16 protein-coding genes are annotated in these 17,621 nt (G+C 69.2%); 7 read left to right on the top strand and 9 right to left on the bottom strand.

Translation table 11 applies throughout. From position 1 onward, the window contains the following. Positions 1-37: 37 nt before the first annotated feature. From WFH23_RS11715 to WFH23_RS11700, 4 genes are all read right to left on the bottom strand, one after another. On the bottom strand, positions 38-496 hold the full coding sequence (locus WFH23_RS11715; RefSeq protein ID WP_200330460.1) for a 23S rRNA (pseudouridine(1915)-N(3))-methyltransferase RlmH: 459 nt from the start codon (positions 494-496) through the stop codon (positions 38-40). Then, positions 493-1,716 (bottom strand): pyridoxal phosphate-dependent aminotransferase, encoded by a 1,224-nt coding sequence (locus tag WFH23_RS11710; protein WP_336662644.1) that lies wholly within the window; start codon positions 1,714-1,716, stop codon positions 493-495. The genes WFH23_RS11715 and WFH23_RS11710 overlap by 4 nt, the downstream gene beginning before the upstream one ends. A 192-nt stretch (positions 1,717-1,908) precedes the next feature. After that, the gene (locus WFH23_RS11705; protein ID WP_336662643.1) at positions 1,909-3,255 is read right to left on the bottom strand and encodes an APC family permease; all 1,347 of its coding nucleotides are present in this window, start codon (positions 3,253-3,255) and stop codon (positions 1,909-1,911) included. After that, positions 3,252-4,109: a carbon-nitrogen hydrolase family protein gene (locus WFH23_RS11700; protein WP_336662642.1), complete on the bottom strand. Its 858-nt coding sequence runs from the start codon at positions 4,107-4,109 to the stop codon at positions 3,252-3,254. The genes WFH23_RS11705 and WFH23_RS11700 overlap by 4 nt, the downstream gene beginning before the upstream one ends. Positions 4,110-4,197: 88 nt before the next feature. Between WFH23_RS11700 and WFH23_RS11695 the strand changes: the two genes are divergently transcribed. Beyond that, positions 4,198-4,812, top strand: coding sequence for a TetR/AcrR family transcriptional regulator (locus WFH23_RS11695; RefSeq protein WP_090146200.1), 615 nt, complete (start codon positions 4,198-4,200; stop codon positions 4,810-4,812). A gap of 174 nt (positions 4,813-4,986) precedes the next feature. Here the strand turns inward: WFH23_RS11695 and WFH23_RS11690 are convergent, their stop codons facing one another. Beyond that, positions 4,987-6,855 (bottom strand): ABC transporter ATP-binding protein, encoded by a 1,869-nt coding sequence (locus WFH23_RS11690; RefSeq protein ID WP_336662790.1) that lies wholly within the window; start codon positions 6,853-6,855, stop codon positions 4,987-4,989. A 318-nt stretch (positions 6,856-7,173) separates the two neighbouring features. Between WFH23_RS11690 and mvk the strand changes: the two genes are divergently transcribed. The 6 genes from mvk to WFH23_RS11660 are packed head-to-tail and all read left to right on the top strand — an operon-like array spanning position 7,174 to position 13,748. Further along, the gene (mvk, locus tag WFH23_RS11685) at positions 7,174-8,238 is read left to right on the top strand and encodes a mevalonate kinase (protein ID WP_336662641.1); all 1,065 of its coding nucleotides are present in this window, start codon (positions 7,174-7,176) and stop codon (positions 8,236-8,238) included. After that, on the top strand, positions 8,235-9,245 hold the full coding sequence (mvaD, locus tag WFH23_RS11680; protein WP_090146193.1) for a diphosphomevalonate decarboxylase: 1,011 nt from the start codon (positions 8,235-8,237) through the stop codon (positions 9,243-9,245). Before mvk ends, mvaD begins: the two co-directional genes overlap by 4 nt. Continuing rightward, positions 9,242-10,336 carry a phosphomevalonate kinase gene (locus WFH23_RS11675; protein ID WP_090146191.1) on the top strand — a complete coding sequence of 365 codons (1,095 nt, stop codon included), beginning with the start codon at positions 9,242-9,244 and terminating at the stop codon, positions 10,334-10,336. The genes mvaD and WFH23_RS11675 overlap by 4 nt, the downstream gene beginning before the upstream one ends. After that, positions 10,326-11,498: a type 2 isopentenyl-diphosphate Delta-isomerase gene (fni, locus tag WFH23_RS11670; RefSeq protein WP_200330476.1), complete on the top strand. Its 1,173-nt coding sequence runs from the start codon at positions 10,326-10,328 to the stop codon at positions 11,496-11,498. Before WFH23_RS11675 ends, fni begins: the two co-directional genes overlap by 11 nt. Positions 11,499-11,538: 40 nt before the next feature. Beyond that, positions 11,539-12,606, top strand: coding sequence for a hydroxymethylglutaryl-CoA reductase (locus WFH23_RS11665; protein ID WP_090146187.1), 1,068 nt, complete (start codon positions 11,539-11,541; stop codon positions 12,604-12,606). After that, positions 12,603-13,748 (top strand): hydroxymethylglutaryl-CoA synthase, encoded by a 1,146-nt coding sequence (locus tag WFH23_RS11660; protein WP_336662640.1) that lies wholly within the window; start codon positions 12,603-12,605, stop codon positions 13,746-13,748. The genes WFH23_RS11665 and WFH23_RS11660 overlap by 4 nt, the downstream gene beginning before the upstream one ends. A gap of 104 nt (positions 13,749-13,852) precedes the next feature. On the opposite strand, the gene WFH23_RS11655 is transcribed toward WFH23_RS11660, so the two are convergent. The 4 genes from WFH23_RS11655 to WFH23_RS11640 all read right to left on the bottom strand — a co-directional run bounded on the left by WFH23_RS11655 (position 13,853) and on the right by WFH23_RS11640 (position 17,552). Then, positions 13,853-14,272 (bottom strand): organic hydroperoxide resistance protein, encoded by a 420-nt coding sequence (locus WFH23_RS11655; protein WP_090146175.1) that lies wholly within the window; start codon positions 14,270-14,272, stop codon positions 13,853-13,855. Between the two features lie 89 nt (positions 14,273-14,361). Continuing rightward, positions 14,362-15,825 (bottom strand): sodium:solute symporter family protein, encoded by a 1,464-nt coding sequence (locus WFH23_RS11650; RefSeq protein WP_200330480.1) that lies wholly within the window; start codon positions 15,823-15,825, stop codon positions 14,362-14,364. After that, positions 15,822-16,052, bottom strand: coding sequence for a hypothetical protein (locus tag WFH23_RS11645; protein WP_336662639.1), 231 nt, complete (start codon positions 16,050-16,052; stop codon positions 15,822-15,824). The genes WFH23_RS11650 and WFH23_RS11645 overlap by 4 nt, the downstream gene beginning before the upstream one ends. A 72-nt stretch (positions 16,053-16,124) precedes the next feature. Then, complete coding sequence (locus WFH23_RS11640; RefSeq protein ID WP_336662638.1) at positions 16,125-17,552, bottom strand: amidase family protein; 1,428 nt, start codon at positions 17,550-17,552, stop codon at positions 16,125-16,127. Between the last annotated feature and the right edge of the window lie 69 nt (positions 17,553-17,621).

The following is a 17,621-nucleotide window of genomic DNA, read 5'->3' as shown; positions in this document are numbered from 1 at the left end:
CCTGGAGAGCGGAGAACTGCGGGCGATCCGGATCGCATCACACGTGATGGTACGAGCGGTTCGCCGATATCTCCTGCGAACGATACAACTGCTCGACGAGCATGAGGCGCACGAGCTGGTGCGGGAAGACGAGCTGAGACAGGCTCCACACGAAGTCGGCGCGCGACCGCACCCGGTCATCCACGCCGTACGCGCCGCCGATGATCACCGTGACCGTTTTGCCCGAATCGAACGCCCCCTGCAGGGTGCGCGCGAGCGACGGAGAGTCGACGTTGCGGCCGCGTTCGTCGAGCAGTACGACGAACGCGTCGCGATCCAGCTTGCCGAGCAGCCGGTCGGACTCCTCGGCCCGGGCCGCATCGCCCTCCCGCGACGAATGCGGCAGCAGCTGCCACGCCGCGTCGAACGGCTTGCGCAGCCGCTTCTCGTACCGGCCGATCCCGTCGGACACCCAGCTCTCGTGCTTCTTGCCGACGGCGAGGATTCTGACGCTCACGCCCGCCGCGTCTCGAGATACTCGCCGATGCGCCCGATCGCCTCGGTGAGCACCGGAATCGCCGGCAGGGTCACGAAGCGCAGGTGATCCGGCGTGGGCAGATTGAACCCTCGGCCGTTCGTCACCAGCACATGGGTCGCCCGCAGCACGTCGATGACGAACCGCTGATCGTCGACGATCGGATACACCTCGGGGTCGAGCCGCGGGAAGAGATACATCGCCCCTCCGGGCAGCTCACAGCTGACACCGGGAATCTCGGTGAGCAGTCGGTGCGCGGTGTCGCGCTGATCGCGGAGGCGCCCTCCCGGAGCGCAGAGCTCGGCGATGCCCGACCAGTTCGAGGCGGGCGAGAGCGCCACGGGGATCGCGTGCTGCGCGGGGACGTTCGCGCACATGCGCATGTTCGCGAGCAGCTGCAGGCCTTCGAGGAAGTCTCGGGCGCGATCGCGGTCGCCGGAGATCGCGAGCCAGCCCGCCCGGTAGCCCGCGACGCGCTGCGCCTTCGAGAGGCCGCTGAAGGTGAGGCAGAGCGTGTCGCGCACGTGCAGCGCGGCGTGCTCGTGCTCCATTCCGTCGTACAGGATGCGCTCGTAGATCTCGTCGGCCATCAGCACAATGCCGTGCCGCTCGGCGAGCGCTGCGAACCCGCGCACCAGCTCGGGCGAGTACACCGCGCCCGTCGGGTTGTTCGGGTTGATGAGCACGATGCCCTTCGTCGCGGGCGTGACGAGGCGCTCGATCGCTGCGAGATCGGGCATCCACCCGTTCGACTCGTCGCAGGGGTAGTGCACCGCGAGGCCGCCCGACAGGGTGACCTGCGCCGTCCACAACGGGTAGTCGGGCGACGGGACCAGGATCTCGTCGCCCTCATCGACGAGCGCCTGCACGACCAGCGAGATCATCTCGCTCACCCCGTTGCCGATGAACACGTCGTCGGGGGTGATGCCCGGGACGCCCTCCTCCGAGTAGTACCGCGCGACGGCCTCGCGCGCCGGCAGGATGCCCCGCGAATCGCTGTATCCCTGCGCCTCCGAGAGGGCCTCCTGCAGACGTTCGACGATCTCGGGCGGCGCCTCGAACCCGAACGGCGCCGGGTTGCCGATGTTGAGCTTCAGGATCCGATGCCCCTCCCGTTCGAGGCGCTCGGCCTCCTGGAGGATCGGTCCGCGCACGTCGTAGCGCACCCCTGCGAGCTTCCGTGACTGGGTGATGTTCCGCACGGTCACGATCCTACGGTGCCGGCCGCAGGGGGCGCCTGCGCCCGCCCAAAACTGCGAGCGGGGAAAGGGAGACTGCGAGCGGGGTCACTTTCGGAGTGTGTCGCGATCGAACTGGCCACAACACACTCCGAAAGTGACCCGGCTGCGGTAAAGCGGGAAAGGTGACTCACTTCACGGCCGCTGGCGGGCCGCTCAGCGCTCCGAGAGCACCGGGACGGGGCGCCGGAAGCCGCGCGTCGCGACGGCGAGCATGACGACGCCGAGCAGCAGCCATGCGCCGCCGATCGCGTACGCCTCCGGGTGCAGCTTCGAGAACAGATACAGGTCGACCGCGAAACCGGCGACGGGGATCACGCTCAGCAGCACCGTGACCGCGATCGGCCGGGCGGGCGCGGCATTCCGCCAGATCCAGACGAGGAACGCGATGTTCACGAGCGCGAATGCCAGGAAGGCCCCGAAGTTGATGTACGCCGTCGCCTTGCCGATGTCGAGGAGCATGCCCAGCATGCCGATCGCCCCGATGAGGAGGATGTTGATCCACGGCACGCGGAACGCGGAGCTGAGCCGCCCGAACACCGCGCGGGGAAGCACGCCGTCGCGTCCCATCACGAAGAGCAGGCGGCTCGATGTGGCCTGGATGGCGAGGCCCGATCCGAATCCTGCGATCACGCTCACGAGATTGTTGACGTTCGTGAACGCGGCGCCGCCGGCGAAGATCGACAGGGTGTATCCCGCGGTATCGGCGTTCTCGAACACACCGCCGGGATGCACGAGCTGCATGAGGAACGACACCCCGACGAAGATGCACCCGCCGATGAGCACGGCCAGCACGATACCCCGAGGGATGTCTCGCCGCGGGTGCTTCGTCTCCTCGCTCAGGGTGCTGATCGCATCGAAGCCCAGGAACGAGTACGCGGCGACGGCGGCCGCCGAGCTGACTGCGACGATATTCGTCTGCTCATTCCACATCGCGGTCGACGGAGCCCCGCCGGCCTCTCGGCCGAGGAAGAGGAGCAGCACGATGACGAGGGCGGCGACGGACGCCATCGCGGTGATCGTGAGGACGATGTTCACGCGATCGGCGAGCGCGATGCCCAGCAGGTTGATCACCGTTGTCGCGCCCACGTTGACGAGCAACCACACCCAGAGCGGAATTCCCGGAAACTGCGCGTGCAGATAGGTCGACTGGATCAGCCAGGCCACCATCGGCAGGAACAGGTAATCAAGCAGGATCACCCACCCCGCGAAGAACCCCACGACGCGGCCGAGCGTCTTGCCGACATAGGTGTAGGCGGATCCGGCAGTGGGGTAGGCCCGCGCGAGCACCGCGTAGGCGATCGCGGTGAGGAGCATTGCCGCAGTGGCCACGAGGTACGCCGTGGGTGCGGCGCCCCGACTCGTCTCGGAGACGACGCCGAAGGTCGAGGTGACGATGCTCGGGGACATGTAGGCGAGCCCGAAAAACACGACGCCGAGCAGTCCGAGCCGCGGGAGAAGCTTCGCGGGTTGCGCCGTCTGCAGCGCGGTGTCGGCGCTCATGCGTTCGTCTCCGCTCGGCGGGGCGTCCAATTCGTCGGCGTGATGCGCCCTCCGTACAGCGGGAGGTCGATCGGAGCATCGCTCGCCCGGAACTGCGACCAGGGCCGGGAGACTCCTGCGGTGCCGAATGCTCGCACCGCCTCCACCTGCCCGAAATCGATCACGGCGGTGAGGATCTCCTGTTCGGCGGTCGCGGAGCTCATGCGGGTCGCGCCCTCGGGATCCACCACGAGCGACCGGCCCCGCCCCGTCGGTGCGGCCGCGTTCACGGAGGCGATCCACACCTGGTTCATGATCGCGTTCCCGCGGACGATCGCGAGCTCTTGATCGCGGTCGCTCGTGTTGGTCTGGACCAGATTCAGGATGAGGTCAGCCCCGTCCCACGCCAGGTGGCGTGCGTGCTCCGGGAACCAGATGTCGTAGCAGATGGAGAGGCCGATGCGGCCGTAGCCCGGCATGTCGAAGACGGTGAACTCCCCACCGGGAGCGCAGGCCTCTGCCGGGCGCCACGGGAAGATCTTCCGGTAGGTCGCGTGCACGTCGCCGTCGGCACCGAACACCACTGCCGCGTTGTGCACGCGGCCGTCTTCGGCGCGCTCGTAGAAGGAACCGGGAACGAGCCAGATCCCGAGTTCGGCGGCGAGGGCAGCGAGCCGAACGAACCGCTCATCGCTGAGTGGCCGGGCGAGGCGCTCGACGTCGGGTGAACCGACCGGGGTGTCGAGGTGCAGTTCGGGGTAGACCCAGAGTGTCATCTCGGGGTGGGCGGCGGTGCTCCTTCTGAGATGCTCTTCGAAATCGGACAGTGTGGTGGCGTGGTGCTGCACCAGCGCAACACCGAGTGATCGGCTCATAGCCTTCCTTCCATTAATTACTGAAACTTTAAATAACTAATGCGCGCGTGTCAACGCTCTCGTCCTGCGCGTCTGGAAGAATGAACCCATGGCCCGCCCCCGCAATCAAGAAGCACGCAAGCGGGAGCTCGTATCGGTCACATCCCGTCTCCTCATCGAACGGGGCCAGGCAGGCGCTCGCCTCGTCGACATCGCCGAGGCGGCATCGCTCACCCCCGCTGCCGTCAGCTACTACTACCCGGATCTCGCCGACCTCTACGCCGACACCTACGAGACGGCGACCGAGCAGTACCTCACGCGGCGCCGCCAGCAGGTCTCCGAGATCGCACCAGCGGTAGAGCGCCTCATCGAGTGCATCGCGTTGGGCGTTCCGCACGCGGGCACGAGCTCACGCGCGGCCACCGTACTGCTGATGGAGCTCTCCGCGCTCGCCATCAGGCGGGAGCGGATCGTCGCCTCCGGACTGGAGTTCGAGGCCGAGCAGCTGCGACTCTTCGGCGAGATCCTCGACCAGGGCGTCGCGGAGGGGACGATGCGATTGCCCTACGGAGCCCTGGAGACGGCCCGGGCGATTCTCGCGGTCGAAGACGGCATCGCGATCCCCGTCGTGGCCGGCCGCCTTCCGTCGGATGAGGCCCTTCGGGTCACCCTGTCGGTGGCGACATCGCTGACGGGGGCGGATCTGCTCGCCGCCCGCGGCTAGTCACGGCCGCCCGCCGCGCCGCCCCTTACTGCGCCGCGCTGCCGCACCGCCCCACTGAGCCGGGTCACTTTGGGAGGGTGTTGCGTCCGCAGCGCGCGCCGACACCCTCCCAAAGCGACCCGGCTCCGGCAACAGACAGACAGACAGGGGGGTGCGCAACCGCCGAGCGCGGCGCTACTGCTGCTGGTCGTAGAGCTCGGCGTAGGCACCGCCGAGGGCGAGCAGCTGCTGATGCGTGCCGTGCTCCAGGATGCGCCCGCCGCCGACGACGTAGATGCGGTCGGCGTCGACGATCGTCGAGAGGCGATGCGCGATCGCGATGGTCGTTCGGCCGCTTCGCGCATCCTCGAGGGCGTGCTGCACGATGCGCTCGTTCACGGTGTCGAGCGCGCTCGTCGCTTCGTCGAGCACCAGCACGCGCGGGTTCTTGAGCAGCACGCGGGCGATCGCGATGCGCTGCTTCTCGCCGCCCGAGAGTCGGTAGCCGCGCTCGCCCACGATGGTGTCGTATCCGTCTGCGAAGCTCTCGATCGTGTCGTGGATGTTCGCGAGCCGGGCGGCGGCCTGAACCTCGTGCAGTGACGCGTCGGGCTTCGCGTACTGCAGGTTGGCCAGCACCGAGGCGTGGAAGAGGTAGGGCTCCTGCGTCACCACGCCGATGCGATCCATCAGCCCCTCCTGGCGCAGTTCGCGCACATCGTCGTCGCCGTAGCGCACGCTGCCCGCTGTCGCGTCGTACAGGCGGGGCACGAGCGACCCGATCGTCGTCTTGCCCGATCCGGATGCGCCGACGAAGGCCACGAACTCCCCCGGTTCCACGTGAAACGACACGGAGTCGAGCGTTGGCCGACCGTCGGGCCCCGCGTCGGGGTAGCGGAAGGAGACGGAGTCGAACTCGATGCGGCCCGCGCGGCCGGGCTCATCCGACGGCTCGCGGGCATCGGCGGCGTCGACGATGGCCGGCTTCAGGTCGAGGTACTCGAAGATGCGGGCGAACAGCGCCTGCGAGGTCTGCAGGTCGAGCGTGATGCGCATGAGCGCGATGAGCGGGAAGAGCAGCCGCGACTGCACCGTGGTGAACGCGACGATGGTGCCTGCGGTGATGCCCGGGTCGAACCCCTCCCCCTGGCCGCGTGCGATGAGCCACCCCGAGACCAGGTACACGATCGCCGGCACCGCGGAGAGAAAGACCTGCACGAGCGCGAAGAACAGCTGCCCGCTCATCGTCTGCCGCACCTGCAGGTCGATCTGGTTGCGGTTCTCGGCGGCGTACCGCTCGGTCTCGGCGCTCTGCCGCGAGTAGGTCTTCGCGAGCAGCACCCCGGAGATCGAGAGCGCCTCCTGCGTGATCGCGCTCATCTCCGACAGCGATTCCTGCGTGTGACCCGCGATCTTGGCGCGGATCTGGCCGACGCGGCGCTGCGCGATCACGAGGATCGGCATGACGACGACTGCGATCAGCGTCAGCTGCCAGCTCAGCAGCAGCATGGCCACCGCTGCGGCGACGACCGTGACGGTGTTGCCGATGATGTTCGACACGGTGTTCGTGAGCACATTGGCGACGCCGCCCACGTCGTTCTGCAGGCGCGACTGGATCACACCGGTCTTCGTGCGGGTGAAGAAGCCGAGCTCCATCGATTGCAGGTGGGAAAAGAGTTTCACTCTGAGGTCGCCCATCACCCGGTTGCCGACGCGCGCCGTGAAGAGCGTCTGCACGATCCCGAGCCCGGAGGAGACGATGAAGACGGCGATCATCGCCCCGACGAGCCAGGCGAGCACTGCGAGATGCGGGCCGCCCCCGTCGAGCGGGAAGAGGCCGTCGTCGAACACCCGCTGCGTGAGCAGGGGCGGGAGGATGGCGAGCGCCGCAGACACCAGCACCAGCGCGATGATGACGACGAGCTGCATGCGGTACGGCCGGAACAGCGCGGCGATGCGCCGCCCGAGCCCCTCGACGGCGGGAGCGTCGCGGTTCAGCTTGCGCTGCAGCTCGGCGTCTCCCGCCGAGATGCGGGATCCCCTCCCGACCGGCCCGCCACCCATGCTCATGCTTCGGAGAATAGCGCGCCGCGATGCACTCCGGAGGCCGTGTTCGCCGGAGGCTGGTGCGCGACACTCACCGAATCGGCGCGCTGCGCAACCCCGCCGCGTCCGCCGAGAGCGGATTTTCGGCGCGAACTCGGGCCTCATCTGGTGTTCCCGTATGTCAGCGCATGCTCGGGCGAGTGCCCCCGGGTCGCATCTTCAGGCGGTTGCGAATACCCTAAGAGATCTGACGTGCAGGGGGACGGAGGTGTCCGGCCCTCTTCACGCGTGCCCGAGCGCGGATTTCGCCCCGGGAGTCGACCGAAACGGATCCGAATGTCCCAGACCCCCCGCGTGGAACCGCACGCTGCTCAGGCATCCCCGGTTCCGGCAGCGGGCGAGCGCCGCGGGGTCGGCGCCGCGCATGCGAAAGCGATTCTCTTCGGCGAGCACGCCGTCGTCTACGGCGCCCCGGCCATCGCCATCCCCGTCGACAGCCTGACGGCGGAGGCGACGATCGACGTGGGCGGCGCTGCGGGGCTCCGGATCGCCAGCTCCCTCTACACGGGACCGGTCGCGGGTGCGCCCGCGCGACTCACCCCGGTCGTCACGGTGATCCGCGCCGCCCTCGAGCGGGCCGGACTCCCGGAACTCGCGCGGTGCGAAGCGAACAGCAGCACCGCCGCGAACAGCAGCGCACCCGGCGCGGTCGCGGAGGGGCCCGGCGCGACCGTGACCATCGCGAGCTCCATTCCGCACGAGCGAGGCCTCGGCTCGAGCGCCGCGGTCGCGGCCGCCATCGCGCGCGCCGCGTTCGATCTCGCGGGCGCCGAGCTCGACAGCGAGACGCTCTTCGACCTCATTCAGACGGCGGAGCGCGTCGCCCACGGCACGCCGAGCGGCATCGACGCACGCACGGTGGCGGCGACCGGAGCCATCCGGTTCAACCGCGGCTCGGTGGCTCCGATCCGGATCGGCGAGCCGCTGATCCTCGCGTTCGCAGACACCGGCCACCCCGGCTCCACCGCTCAGGCGGTGGCATCCGTGCAGGCGCTGCGCGCACGCGAGCCGGCGTCGACCGACGCCCTGCTCTCGCGACTCGCCGAGATCGCGGAGCACTCGATCGACGATCTCGCTACGGGTGATCGCGGTGCGGTCGGCGCCGCGATGAGCGAAGCCCACGCGATCCTGCATCGCGTCGGCGTCAGCTCGGATCGCCTCGACGCGATCGTCGCCGCCGCGTGCGACGCCGGCGCGACCGGGGCGAAACTCACCGGAGGCGGGCTCGGCGGCTGTATCATCGCGGTCGCCGACTCCGAAGCACACGCCGAGCAGATCGGCGTCGCCATGCGCGGCGCCGGCGCCGAACGCACCTGGACCGTGGAGGTTCCCGCCGCATGACGACCGCAACCGCCCGCGCGTATCCGAACATCGCCCTCGTGAAGTACTGGGGCAAGCAGGACGAGGATCTGATTCTGCCCGTCGCCGGCAGCCTGTCGCTGACGCTCGACGCCTTCCCCACGACGACGACCGTCGCGCTCGACGCAGCGACCGGCATCGACACCGGCATCGACACGTTCAGCCTGAATGGCGCGGTCGCGAGCGCCGACGCGACAGGGCGGGTCACCCGGTTCCTCGACCGGGTGCGCGAGCTCGCCGGATCCGAGACCCGTGCGACCGTCACGTCCACGAACGAGGCGCCGACGGGGGCGGGGCTCGCGTCTTCGGCCTCGGGGTTCGCCGCCCTCGCGACCGCCGCAGCCGCCGCGTACGGCCTCGATCTCGATCGCCGCGACCTCAGCCGCCTCGCGCGCCGCGGATCCGGGTCCGCATCGCGCAGCCTCGTCGACGGCCTCGCCGTCTGGCACGCCGGCGACGACGCGCATTCGTACGCCGAAGCCGTTGCAGGACCGGATATGCGGATGGTGATCGTCACGGTCGATACCGCTCAGAAGGCCGTCTCGAGCCGAGCGGCGATGCGGCGGACCGCGCTCACGTCCCCGTTCTTCCCCGCGTGGATCTCATCGACCGAGGAGTCGCTCGCGGCGATGCTCGAGGCCTGCGCCGCCGACGATTTCACCCGGGTGGGACGCATCACCGAGTCGCACGCTCTGCGCATGCACGCGGTGATCCAGTCGTGCGACCCGCCGATCCGTTACCTCGCTCCCACGAGCGTCGCCGTCTTCGACGCGGTCGCGGCATTGCGCGAGCAGGGTCTCGAGGCGTACTCGACTGCGGACGCCGGCCCGAACGTCGCCGTCATCGTGCGGCCGGAGCAGGCGGAGGACCTGCGCGACGCCCTTGCGGGCTTCGGGTCGGTGCGGCTCGTCGGCGCGGGCGACGGCGCGCGCCTGATCGATGCGGGAGCGACTGCGGCGGCGGAAGCCAGACCCGGAGCCGGCGCATGATCGAGCAGCGCGCGCCAGGCAAGCTCTACATCGCAGGCGAGTACGCCGTCGTCGACCCGGGGCAGCCCGCCGTGATCGTCGCGGTCGACCGCTACATCACGGTGCAGCTCACCGAGGGATCGCAGGTGGGCCGCGTGCGTTCGAGCGCCTATGGCCGCTCCCCGCTCGTATGGGTGCGCGACGACGCGAACGACCGCATCGTGCTCGAGCACCAGCCCTACGACTACGTCTTCGCAGCGATCACCGCCGTCGAACAGCTGCGCTCGGAGCTCAGCCTCCCGCCCCGCTATTACGATCTCGACATCAGCAGCGAACTCGACGATGTCAGCGGCCGCAAGTTCGGGCTCGGCTCGTCGGCCGCGGTGACCGTCGCCGTCGTCGCCGCGCTCGACGAGTTCTACAGTCTGGGCCTCAGCCGGGTCGACCGCTTCAAGCTCGCCCTGCTGGCGACCATCGAGGTCGCGCCAACGGCTTCGGGCGGCGACCTCGCGGCGAGCACCTTCGGCGGCTGGATCCGCTACGCCTCCCCCGACCGGGGCGCACTGCGCACGCACCGCGCCGCGCACGGCGTCTCCGCCGCGCTGGCGGCATCGCAGCAGTGGGCCGGAAGCGGCGTGACGCGGCTCGACCACCCCGACGCGGTGCAATTGCTCGTGGGCTGGACCGGATCTCCGGCCTCGACTGAACGGCTCGTCGAGCAGGTGCGCACCTCGGACAGCCGCACACCGGTCCAACCGTACGCGACGTTCATCGAAGACAGCAGCGCTCTCGTCGACGCCCTCGTCGACGCATTCGGACGGGGCGGGGCGGGAGCCCCCGAGGTCATCGGACGGGCTCGCCGAGTGCTGCAGCGGTTGAGCGCGTCATCGGGCATCACCATCGAGACGCCGCAACTGCAAGCGCTCTGCGACATCGCCGAGCGCCACGGGGCTGCGGGCAAGCCGTCGGGAGCCGGCGGAGGCGACTGCGGTATCGTGCTTGCGGACGCGGATCTCGCGACCGACCCCATCTTGCGCGAGTGGGAGGCCAACGACATCCGTCGCCTCAGCCTCGCTCCGCACCCCGCGTCAGGAGGCGTCGATGCATTCTGATCTCGAGTCGGACCAGGTGTCCGCAGCTCTTCCGCCCGCTCTCGAGACCGACGGCTCCCGCGCGGCCCGCAAAGACGAGCACGTCGACCTCGCGCTCGGCCAGCAGGGCGACGGCGCCGCGCACAACGAATTCGACGATCTCGACTTCGTGCATCAGGCGCTCGACGGCGTCGACGCCGAGCGCGTCGATCTCGGTGTGGGCATCGCCTTCGGCGCCGGCCCTCAGCACGCCGCCGGCGAATGGCACTGGGAGACGCCGTTCTACGTCAACGGGATGACGGGCGGAACCGATCGCACCACGCGCATCAACCGCGAGCTCGCGATCGCAGCGCGTGAGACAGGTCTGCCGATGGCCAGCGGTTCCGTATCGGTCGCGCTCGACGATCCAGACGCTGCACGGGGTTTCGCCGTGATCCGCGCCGAGAACCCCGACGGCTTCGTCATGGCGAATCTCGGCGTCGGCCGGCCCGCCTCCGACGCTCCGCGTGCCGTCGAGCTGCTCGGCGCGAACGCGCTGCAGATCCACGTCAACGCGGTGCAGGAGACGGCGATGCCGGAGGGCTCGCGCGACTTCTCGTCGTGGATCTCGTCGGTCGAGCAGCTCGCAGCCGCCTCGCCGGTGCCCGTCGTCGTGAAAGAGGTCGGCTTCGGCCTCAGCCGCAGCGCGCTGCGGCACCTCTCCGATATCGGCGTCGGCATCGCCGATGTCGGCGGCCGGGGCGGCACCGACTTCCTGCGGATCGAGAACGCGCGTCGTTCGGCCGGCGAGTACGCGATGCTCGCCGGCTTCGGTCAGTCGGCGCTCGCGAGCCTGCTCGACGCCCCGCGGAACGCGCCGACGCTGCTCGCATCGGGAGGCGTTCGCACGCCGTTCGACGTGGTGAAGGCGCTCGCCGCCGGCGCCCAGGCCGTCGGCGTCGCCGGCGCCTTCCTCGCCGCCATCGGCAGCGACGGCGCGTCTGGCGGCGCCGAGCGCCTCATCGCGCTCGTCGACGACTGGAAGCTGCGCACCCGGGCCGTGTACGCACTGCTCGGCGCGGTCACACGCGACGATCTGCTCGCCACCGATGTCATCCTGCGCGGCAGGCTCAGGGAATTCTGCGCCGACCGCGGCGTTAACCTCAGTGCGCTCGCGCTCCGCTCGGAGGCGCGACGCCCGTGAACTTCACCCAGCACCCACGCACTCACTCACGAAGGAAGCCATGAGCGTTCCCGAACAGGCCCACCGCGAGACCGTCACGGAGATCCCGACCAGCTGGGTCGGCCCGATCAGGATCACCGGATCCTCGGTCTCCGGCGAGATCTCGGTGCCCCTCGCCACCTACGAGACACCGCTCTGGCCGTCCGTCGGACGCGGTGCTCGCGTCTCCCGCGCCGTCGAAGGCGGCATCCGCACCGTCGTCACCGGTGAGCGGATGACCCGGTCCGTGCTCTTCACGGCGCGTGGCGCTGTCGGTGCGCAGATCGCCGCGCAGACCATCGAGGCCCGCCTCGGCGAGTTGCAGGAGGTCGTCACCGCTGGCAGCCGTCACGCGAAGCTGCTCGAGGCGCACCCCGAGATCGTCGGCAACCTGCTGTTCGTCCGCTTCGCGTTCACCACGGGTGACGCGTCGGGTCACAACATGGTGACGAACGCGGCCGATGCGCTCATGGAGCGGATCCTGTCGTGGGGGCTCGAGATCGAATACGGTTCCATCTCGGGCAACTACTGCTCCGACAAGAAGGCGACGGCGGTGAACGGGATTCTGGGCCGCGGGCGCAGCGTGGTCGCCGAGATCCTGATCCCGCACGAGCTCGTCGCCAGCGGACTGCGCACCGACGCCCAGCGCGTCACCGACATGGTCGTGCGCAAGAACCTGGTGGGCAGCACCATCGCCGGCGCGATCCGCTCGGCGAACGCCCACTACGCCAACATGCTGCTCGGCTTCTACCTGGCGACGGGGCAGGACGCGGCGAACATCGTCGAGGGATCGCAGGGGATCACCTACGCGGAGAACCGGGAAGAGGGGCTGTACTTCTCGTGCACCGTGCCCCACCTCATCGTGGGAACGGTCGGCAACGGCAAGCACCTGCCCCACATCGAGGAGGCGCTGACCCGCATCGGCTGCCGGGAGGATCGGGAGCCGGGCGAGAACGCCCGCCGTCTCGCCGAGCTCATGGCCGCCACCGTGCTCTGCGGCGAGCTCTCGCTCATCGCAGCGCAGACGAACCCGGGCGAACTCATGGCTGCGCACCTGCGCATCGAGCGGAAGGAGACGCCGAACGCATGACCTCCATCGGCATTCACGACATCGAACTGGCGACCACGCACCACCTGCTCGACCTGGGCACGCTTGCCGAGACGACCGGCGTCGACCCTGCCAAGTACCGGCTCGGCCTCGGGCAAGACGAGTTCAGCGTTCCCGCGGCTGACGAGGACATCGTCACCATGGGCGCCACCGCCGCGCTCGCGCTGCTCGACCGGAACGGACTCGACGGGGTGCGCACCCTGCTGTTCGCGACCGAGTCCGGTCTCGACCATTCGAAGGCTGCCGGCGTCTTCGTGCACAAGCTGCTCGGACTGCCGCCCCAGGTGCGCGTCGCCGAGATCAAGCAGGCCTGCTACGGCGGCACCGCCGCGATCCAGGCCGCCGTCGGTATCGTGCAGCGCAACCCGAACGAGCGCGTGCTCGTGATCGCGAGCGACATCGCGCGCTACGCGCTGGACTCCCCCGGTGAGCCCACGCAGGGCGCGGGCGCCGCAGCGATCCTCATCGGCGTCGATCCGGCCCTCGTCGAGATCGAGCCCGCCTCAGGGCTCTTCTCCGCCGACGTCGACGACTTCTGGCGGCCGAACGACTCGTCGACGGCGATCGTCGACGGCGCTCTGTCGATCTCGGCGTACCTCGACGCCATGACGGGCGCCTGGGACGATCTCGCCGCGCACGGCGGTCCCGCCATCACCGAGATCGACCGCCTCGTCTACCACCAGCCGTACACGAAGATGGCGCGCAAGGCGCAGGCTCGCCTGGGCGAGCACACGGGCGTTGACCTCGGCGATGACGGCCTCGTGCCGGGCGCGATCTACAACCGTCGCCTCGGCAACGCGTACACCGCCTCACTGTACGCCGGCGTCGCCTCGGTGCTCGACCACGAGCGAGACCTCGTCGGCAAGCGCCTCGGCATGTTCAGCTACGGCTCCGGCAGCGTGAGCGAATTCTTGACGGGTGTGGTGCAGCCGGCGGCAGCATCGCGCAGCGACCACTTCACCTCCGTGCTCGACGCGCGCGTTCCGCTCAGCGTGCCCGAATACCGCGAGCTGCACGCGCGCGAGCTGCCGAGCAACGTCGACGTCGAGACCCCGCGCGTCACCGAGGCTCCGTTCCGCTTCGCCGGTCTGCGCGGCAGCGCCCGCCGCTACGAGCGCCGCTAGGCGCCCCCTCGCCGAGCCCCTGCCGGCGCGCAGAACCCCTGCCGAGATCACGTATTCTCGGCAGGGGTTCGGCGTTTCGGCGGGCGTTCGGCGCCCGCCGAGGCTCAGTCGTCGGAGGCTGTGACCTTCACTTCGATGTTGCCGCGTGTCGCCTTCGAGTACGGGCACACCTGGTGCGCGGCGTCGGCGAGTTCTTGAGCCTGCGCGTGCTCGAGATGCGGGAGCACGACCTCGAGCTCGACTGAGAGCTCGAAGCCCCCGTCGACGTTGCTCAGGTGCACGCGGGAACCGACACTGGAATCCGCGATGTCGACCTTCTTCTCGCGCGCAACCGCCTGCAGGGCGCCGTGGAAGCATGCGGCGTAGCCTGCGGCGAACAGCACCTCGGGGTTCGGGGCGCCGCCGGGGCCGCCCATCTCCTTCGGAGCGCGCAGATCGGTGTCGACGAGCCCGTCGACGGTCTTGACGTGGCCATTGCGTCCGTCTCCGGTCGCGAGTGCCTCAGCGGTGTACATGATGCTCATCGGTTCCCCTTTCACGTGCCGGGCTCTCGTACCGGCCTCGCTCGCAGGCTACGCCCTGGGGCTGGCACTGCGCCGATACTCGCCAGAAGTCAGCTCAGAGCGGACACGGATCTCCCCCCGATCACGCTCTCGGGCTCCGGTACCGCGACCTGCTCCACGTCGCGTCCGCCCCGTGCCCGGCGAATGGCCTCGGCCACGATGAGGACGACGAGATTGGGGACGAGGGCGATGAGGCCGGAATCCCAGCTGCCGATCGGGATCTCCGCGAACGTGATGACCGCCACGGTGAGCGCGCCGGTGGCGATGCTGAGCCCCACCGGCCAGGCGCCGACCCGCACGCGGTCGGCCAGAGCGATCGCGATCGCCGGGGCGAACTGCGTGGTGCACCCGTAGGTGAGCAGCAGCAGGGCCCCGATGTCCGAGCGCACGAGACCGAAGGCGAGCGCGAGGCCGATCGCGACCACGATGACGAGGTAGTTCACCGTCATGTGGTGCTTCGCGCGCAGCTCGCCGATCACGTTGCGGGTGACGAGAGTGGAGATTCCCATGACGATCGCGGACGCCGGTACCATCGCCGCCGAGGCGCCGGCGATCGCGACGATTCCCACGAGCCAATCCGGGAGGATCTCGCCGGACATGGTGAGCAGCACCGTGTTGCCCGTCGTATCGCCCGGCAGCACGAGCACCGCTGCGAGGCCCACCGTGATGGGCAGGAAGAGCACGAGCTGGTAGATCGGCAGCCACTTCGCGTTGCTCCGCAGCACCTCACCGCTCTTCGCAGCGAGCACCGGCGGCCAGAGGTGCGGCAGCGTGTTGAAGCTCGACCCGATGACCGTGACCAGCGTCGCCGTGATGAAGAAGACGGGATCGTAGCCGTCGACGTGCATGGTGAGCAGCACGGGAGCCTCGCGCGCGATCTGGCCGAAGATCTCGGGAATCCCGCCGAATGAGATGATGAGCCCGGCAGCGATGACGACCATGGCGACGACCATCATGATGTCTTTCAGGATCGCCACGCGGGCGATGCCCTTCAGTCCCGACCATGCGACGAAGACGGCGACCAGAATGCTCGCCACGACCATGCTGAGCCCGCGGGCGCGCTCGCTCCCAGTGGCGAGTTCGACGATCAGGCCGAGACCGGTGATCTGCAGTTGCAGGTACGGGATGAGGGCCAGCGCACCGATCACCGACACGATGCGACCGAGCCAGCGGCTGCGGAAGCGGTCCTCGAAGAAGTCTCCCAGGGTCAGGTATCCGCGACGCTGCCCGAACTCGCGGATGCGGGGCGCCACGAAGTACAGGCCGAGCCACGAGATCGTCAGGTAGGCGACGGCGAACGTCGCGCTGACGCCCCCGCCGAACGCGATGCCGGCGAGCCCGAGGAAGCTGAACGTGGTCAGCGACTCTCCCGCTTGGAGGAACCACGAGGTCCATTTCGGATTGCTGCGCTCGCCGACGGTCCAGTTGCTCATACTCTTCTGGCGGCGTCGGCTCGCGACGCCCAGTGCGCCGATCAGCACAATGCCGACGACGATCATGATGGAGAGTGTCATCGCACGCCCTCGCTGTCCTCTGCGGCGATGCGAGCCGCGCGGATCTGCTCGATCTGCTGGGTGGCGAAGCGCTCGGCCTCCTGCAGATCGGCCTCACGTCCGCCGGCGCGCAGGTAGAGCATTTCGACGACCTGCAGAGCGGCGACTGAGAGCAGCACCATCAGCGCGCTCCACACCAGCACTGCGGGAAGGCCGAGCCAGAGCACGGGCTGCTGAGCGAAGGGCAAGAACGGAATCGCGAAGAATCCGAGGGCCGGAACGCTCGATCGCGAGCCTTCCGAGAGTGAACAGTCGAGGTTTCATCGTGCTTCATTGCTCCAATGGTGAGAGGCGGTCGGAAGTTCTGGGGAGTGACGGGCGAAACCCGTGAGGGCCTCGTAGGCTCTGGCGATCCCGAGCAGCCGGTGATCGCTGCCGAACGGCCCGACCATCTGCAGGCCGACGGGCAGCGACTCGCGTGTGAAACCGGCGGGTACGGAGAGCGCCGGCACGCCGAGCATGGTGATCGTCGTCGCCGCGCGCATCCAGTCGAGGTAGTGCGCTTGCGCCTCACCGGCGATGGTGCGCGGGTAATCCCAGTCGACGGGAAACGGCGCGACCGTCACTGCCGGCGCGAGGAGCACGTCGAAGTTCTCGAAGAAGCGCGCGGCCCCGCGCATGAGTGCGGTCTGGCGCTCTTGCGCGCTCATGATGTCGCGTCCGGTCAGCGAGCGCCCCTGCGTGATATTCCAGGTGAGGCGCTCATTGAAGTCTTCTGGGTCGGCGTCGAGCGCATCGCCCCACGTCATCTCGAATTCGGCTGCGCGCAGGGTGAGGAAGGCGTCTGCTGCGCCGCTGAGATCGGGGCAGGCCGTTTCAACGCTCGCCCCCGCTTCCGCCAGCAGCGCGACGGCGCGTTCGAGCACCTCGGCGACGTCAGCCGAGAGCGGCGCGTTGCCGCCGAGCGTCGGCGCCCAGGCCACCCGCAACCCGCGGAGGTCTCGGGGCTCGCCCGCGGCGCCCAGGGACGGCGCGGCGATCGGGGTGCGCGCATCTGGAGTTCCGATCACCGAGAGCAGCAGTGCGACGTCGTCGACGGTACGCCCCATCGGCCCGGCGGTGGTGAGCGGCGTGAGCAGATTGGTCGATTCGGCTTCGGGAACCACTCCCGGCGAGGGCCGCAGTCCGACGACATTGCAGAAGGAGGCGGGGTTGCGAAGCGAGCCGCCCATGTCGCTCCCGTCGGCGAGGGCGACCTGGCGAGCGGCGAGCGCCGCAGCCGCCCCGCCGCTGCTTCCCCCCGCCGAACGGTCGAGCGCGTACGGATTGCGCGTCGCACCGAAGACTCGGTTGACGGAGTGAGAACCGGCGGCGTACTCGGGCACGTTCGTCTTCCCGATGACGATGGCTCCGGCTTCCCGCATGCGCCGCACGTGCAGTGCATCGTGCTGCGGCACGTGTTCGGCGTGGCGGATCGAGCCGTATGTCGTACGCATGCCTGCCGTGTCGTGGGTGTCTTTGATGCCGACCGGGAGCCCGAAGAGCGGGAGGCTCGGGTCGGGCCCCTCGGCGTCGAGCTGCGCTGCCCGCCGCAACGCCGCGGCGGCATCCACCGTGACCATCGCGTTCACTGCCGCGCCGCGCTCGATGCGCGCCAGATACGCGGTCACCGCCTCGACGGCGCTGATGTCACGGGCACCCAGTGCCGCTCGGAGTTCCGTGGCGGAGAGTTCGGCCGGATCGGCCATAGCGCATTCCCATCGTCATTGACTTACTACTACGGTCAGTAATTTAACCACGACTTTGGATTTACGCCA

The sequence above is a fragment of the Leucobacter sp. USHLN154 genome (assembly GCF_037145595.1).
Classification (GTDB): Bacteria; Actinomycetota; Actinomycetes; order Actinomycetales; family Microbacteriaceae; genus Leucobacter; species Leucobacter alluvii.
Note: the sequence above shows the minus strand (reverse complement) of the source record. Positions and strands in the feature narration are given on the sequence as shown.

What these genes read in the sequence shown, in the direction of transcription:
- WFH23_RS11705 (WP_336662643.1), bottom strand. Translation starts at nt 3,255, where the DNA reads ATGAGCGCCGACACCGCGCTGCAGACGGCGCAACCCGCGAAGCTTCTC.
- WFH23_RS11700 (WP_336662642.1), bottom strand. Translation starts at nt 4,109, where the DNA reads ATGAGCCGATCACTCGGTGTTGCGCTGGTGCAGCACCACGCCACCACA.
- WFH23_RS11695 (WP_090146200.1), top strand. Translation starts at nt 4,198, where the DNA reads ATGGCCCGCCCCCGCAATCAAGAAGCACGCAAGCGGGAGCTCGTATCG.
- WFH23_RS11690 (WP_336662790.1), bottom strand. Translation starts at nt 6,855, where the DNA reads ATGGGTGGCGGGCCGGTCGGGAGGGGATCCCGCATCTCGGCGGGAGAC.
- mvk (WP_336662641.1), top strand. Translation starts at nt 7,174, where the DNA reads ATGTCCCAGACCCCCCGCGTGGAACCGCACGCTGCTCAGGCATCCCCG.
- mvaD (WP_090146193.1), top strand. Translation starts at nt 8,235, where the DNA reads ATGACGACCGCAACCGCCCGCGCGTATCCGAACATCGCCCTCGTGAAG.
- WFH23_RS11675 (WP_090146191.1), top strand. Translation starts at nt 9,242, where the DNA reads ATGATCGAGCAGCGCGCGCCAGGCAAGCTCTACATCGCAGGCGAGTAC.
- fni (WP_200330476.1), top strand. Translation starts at nt 10,326, where the DNA reads ATGCATTCTGATCTCGAGTCGGACCAGGTGTCCGCAGCTCTTCCGCCC.
- WFH23_RS11665 (WP_090146187.1), top strand. Translation starts at nt 11,539, where the DNA reads ATGAGCGTTCCCGAACAGGCCCACCGCGAGACCGTCACGGAGATCCCG.
- WFH23_RS11660 (WP_336662640.1), top strand. Translation starts at nt 12,603, where the DNA reads ATGACCTCCATCGGCATTCACGACATCGAACTGGCGACCACGCACCAC.
- WFH23_RS11655 (WP_090146175.1), bottom strand. Translation starts at nt 14,272, where the DNA reads ATGAGCATCATGTACACCGCTGAGGCACTCGCGACCGGAGACGGACGC.
- WFH23_RS11650 (WP_200330480.1), bottom strand. Translation starts at nt 15,825, where the DNA reads ATGACACTCTCCATCATGATCGTCGTCGGCATTGTGCTGATCGGCGCA.
- WFH23_RS11640 (WP_336662638.1), bottom strand. Translation starts at nt 17,552, where the DNA reads ATGGCCGATCCGGCCGAACTCTCCGCCACGGAACTCCGAGCGGCACTG.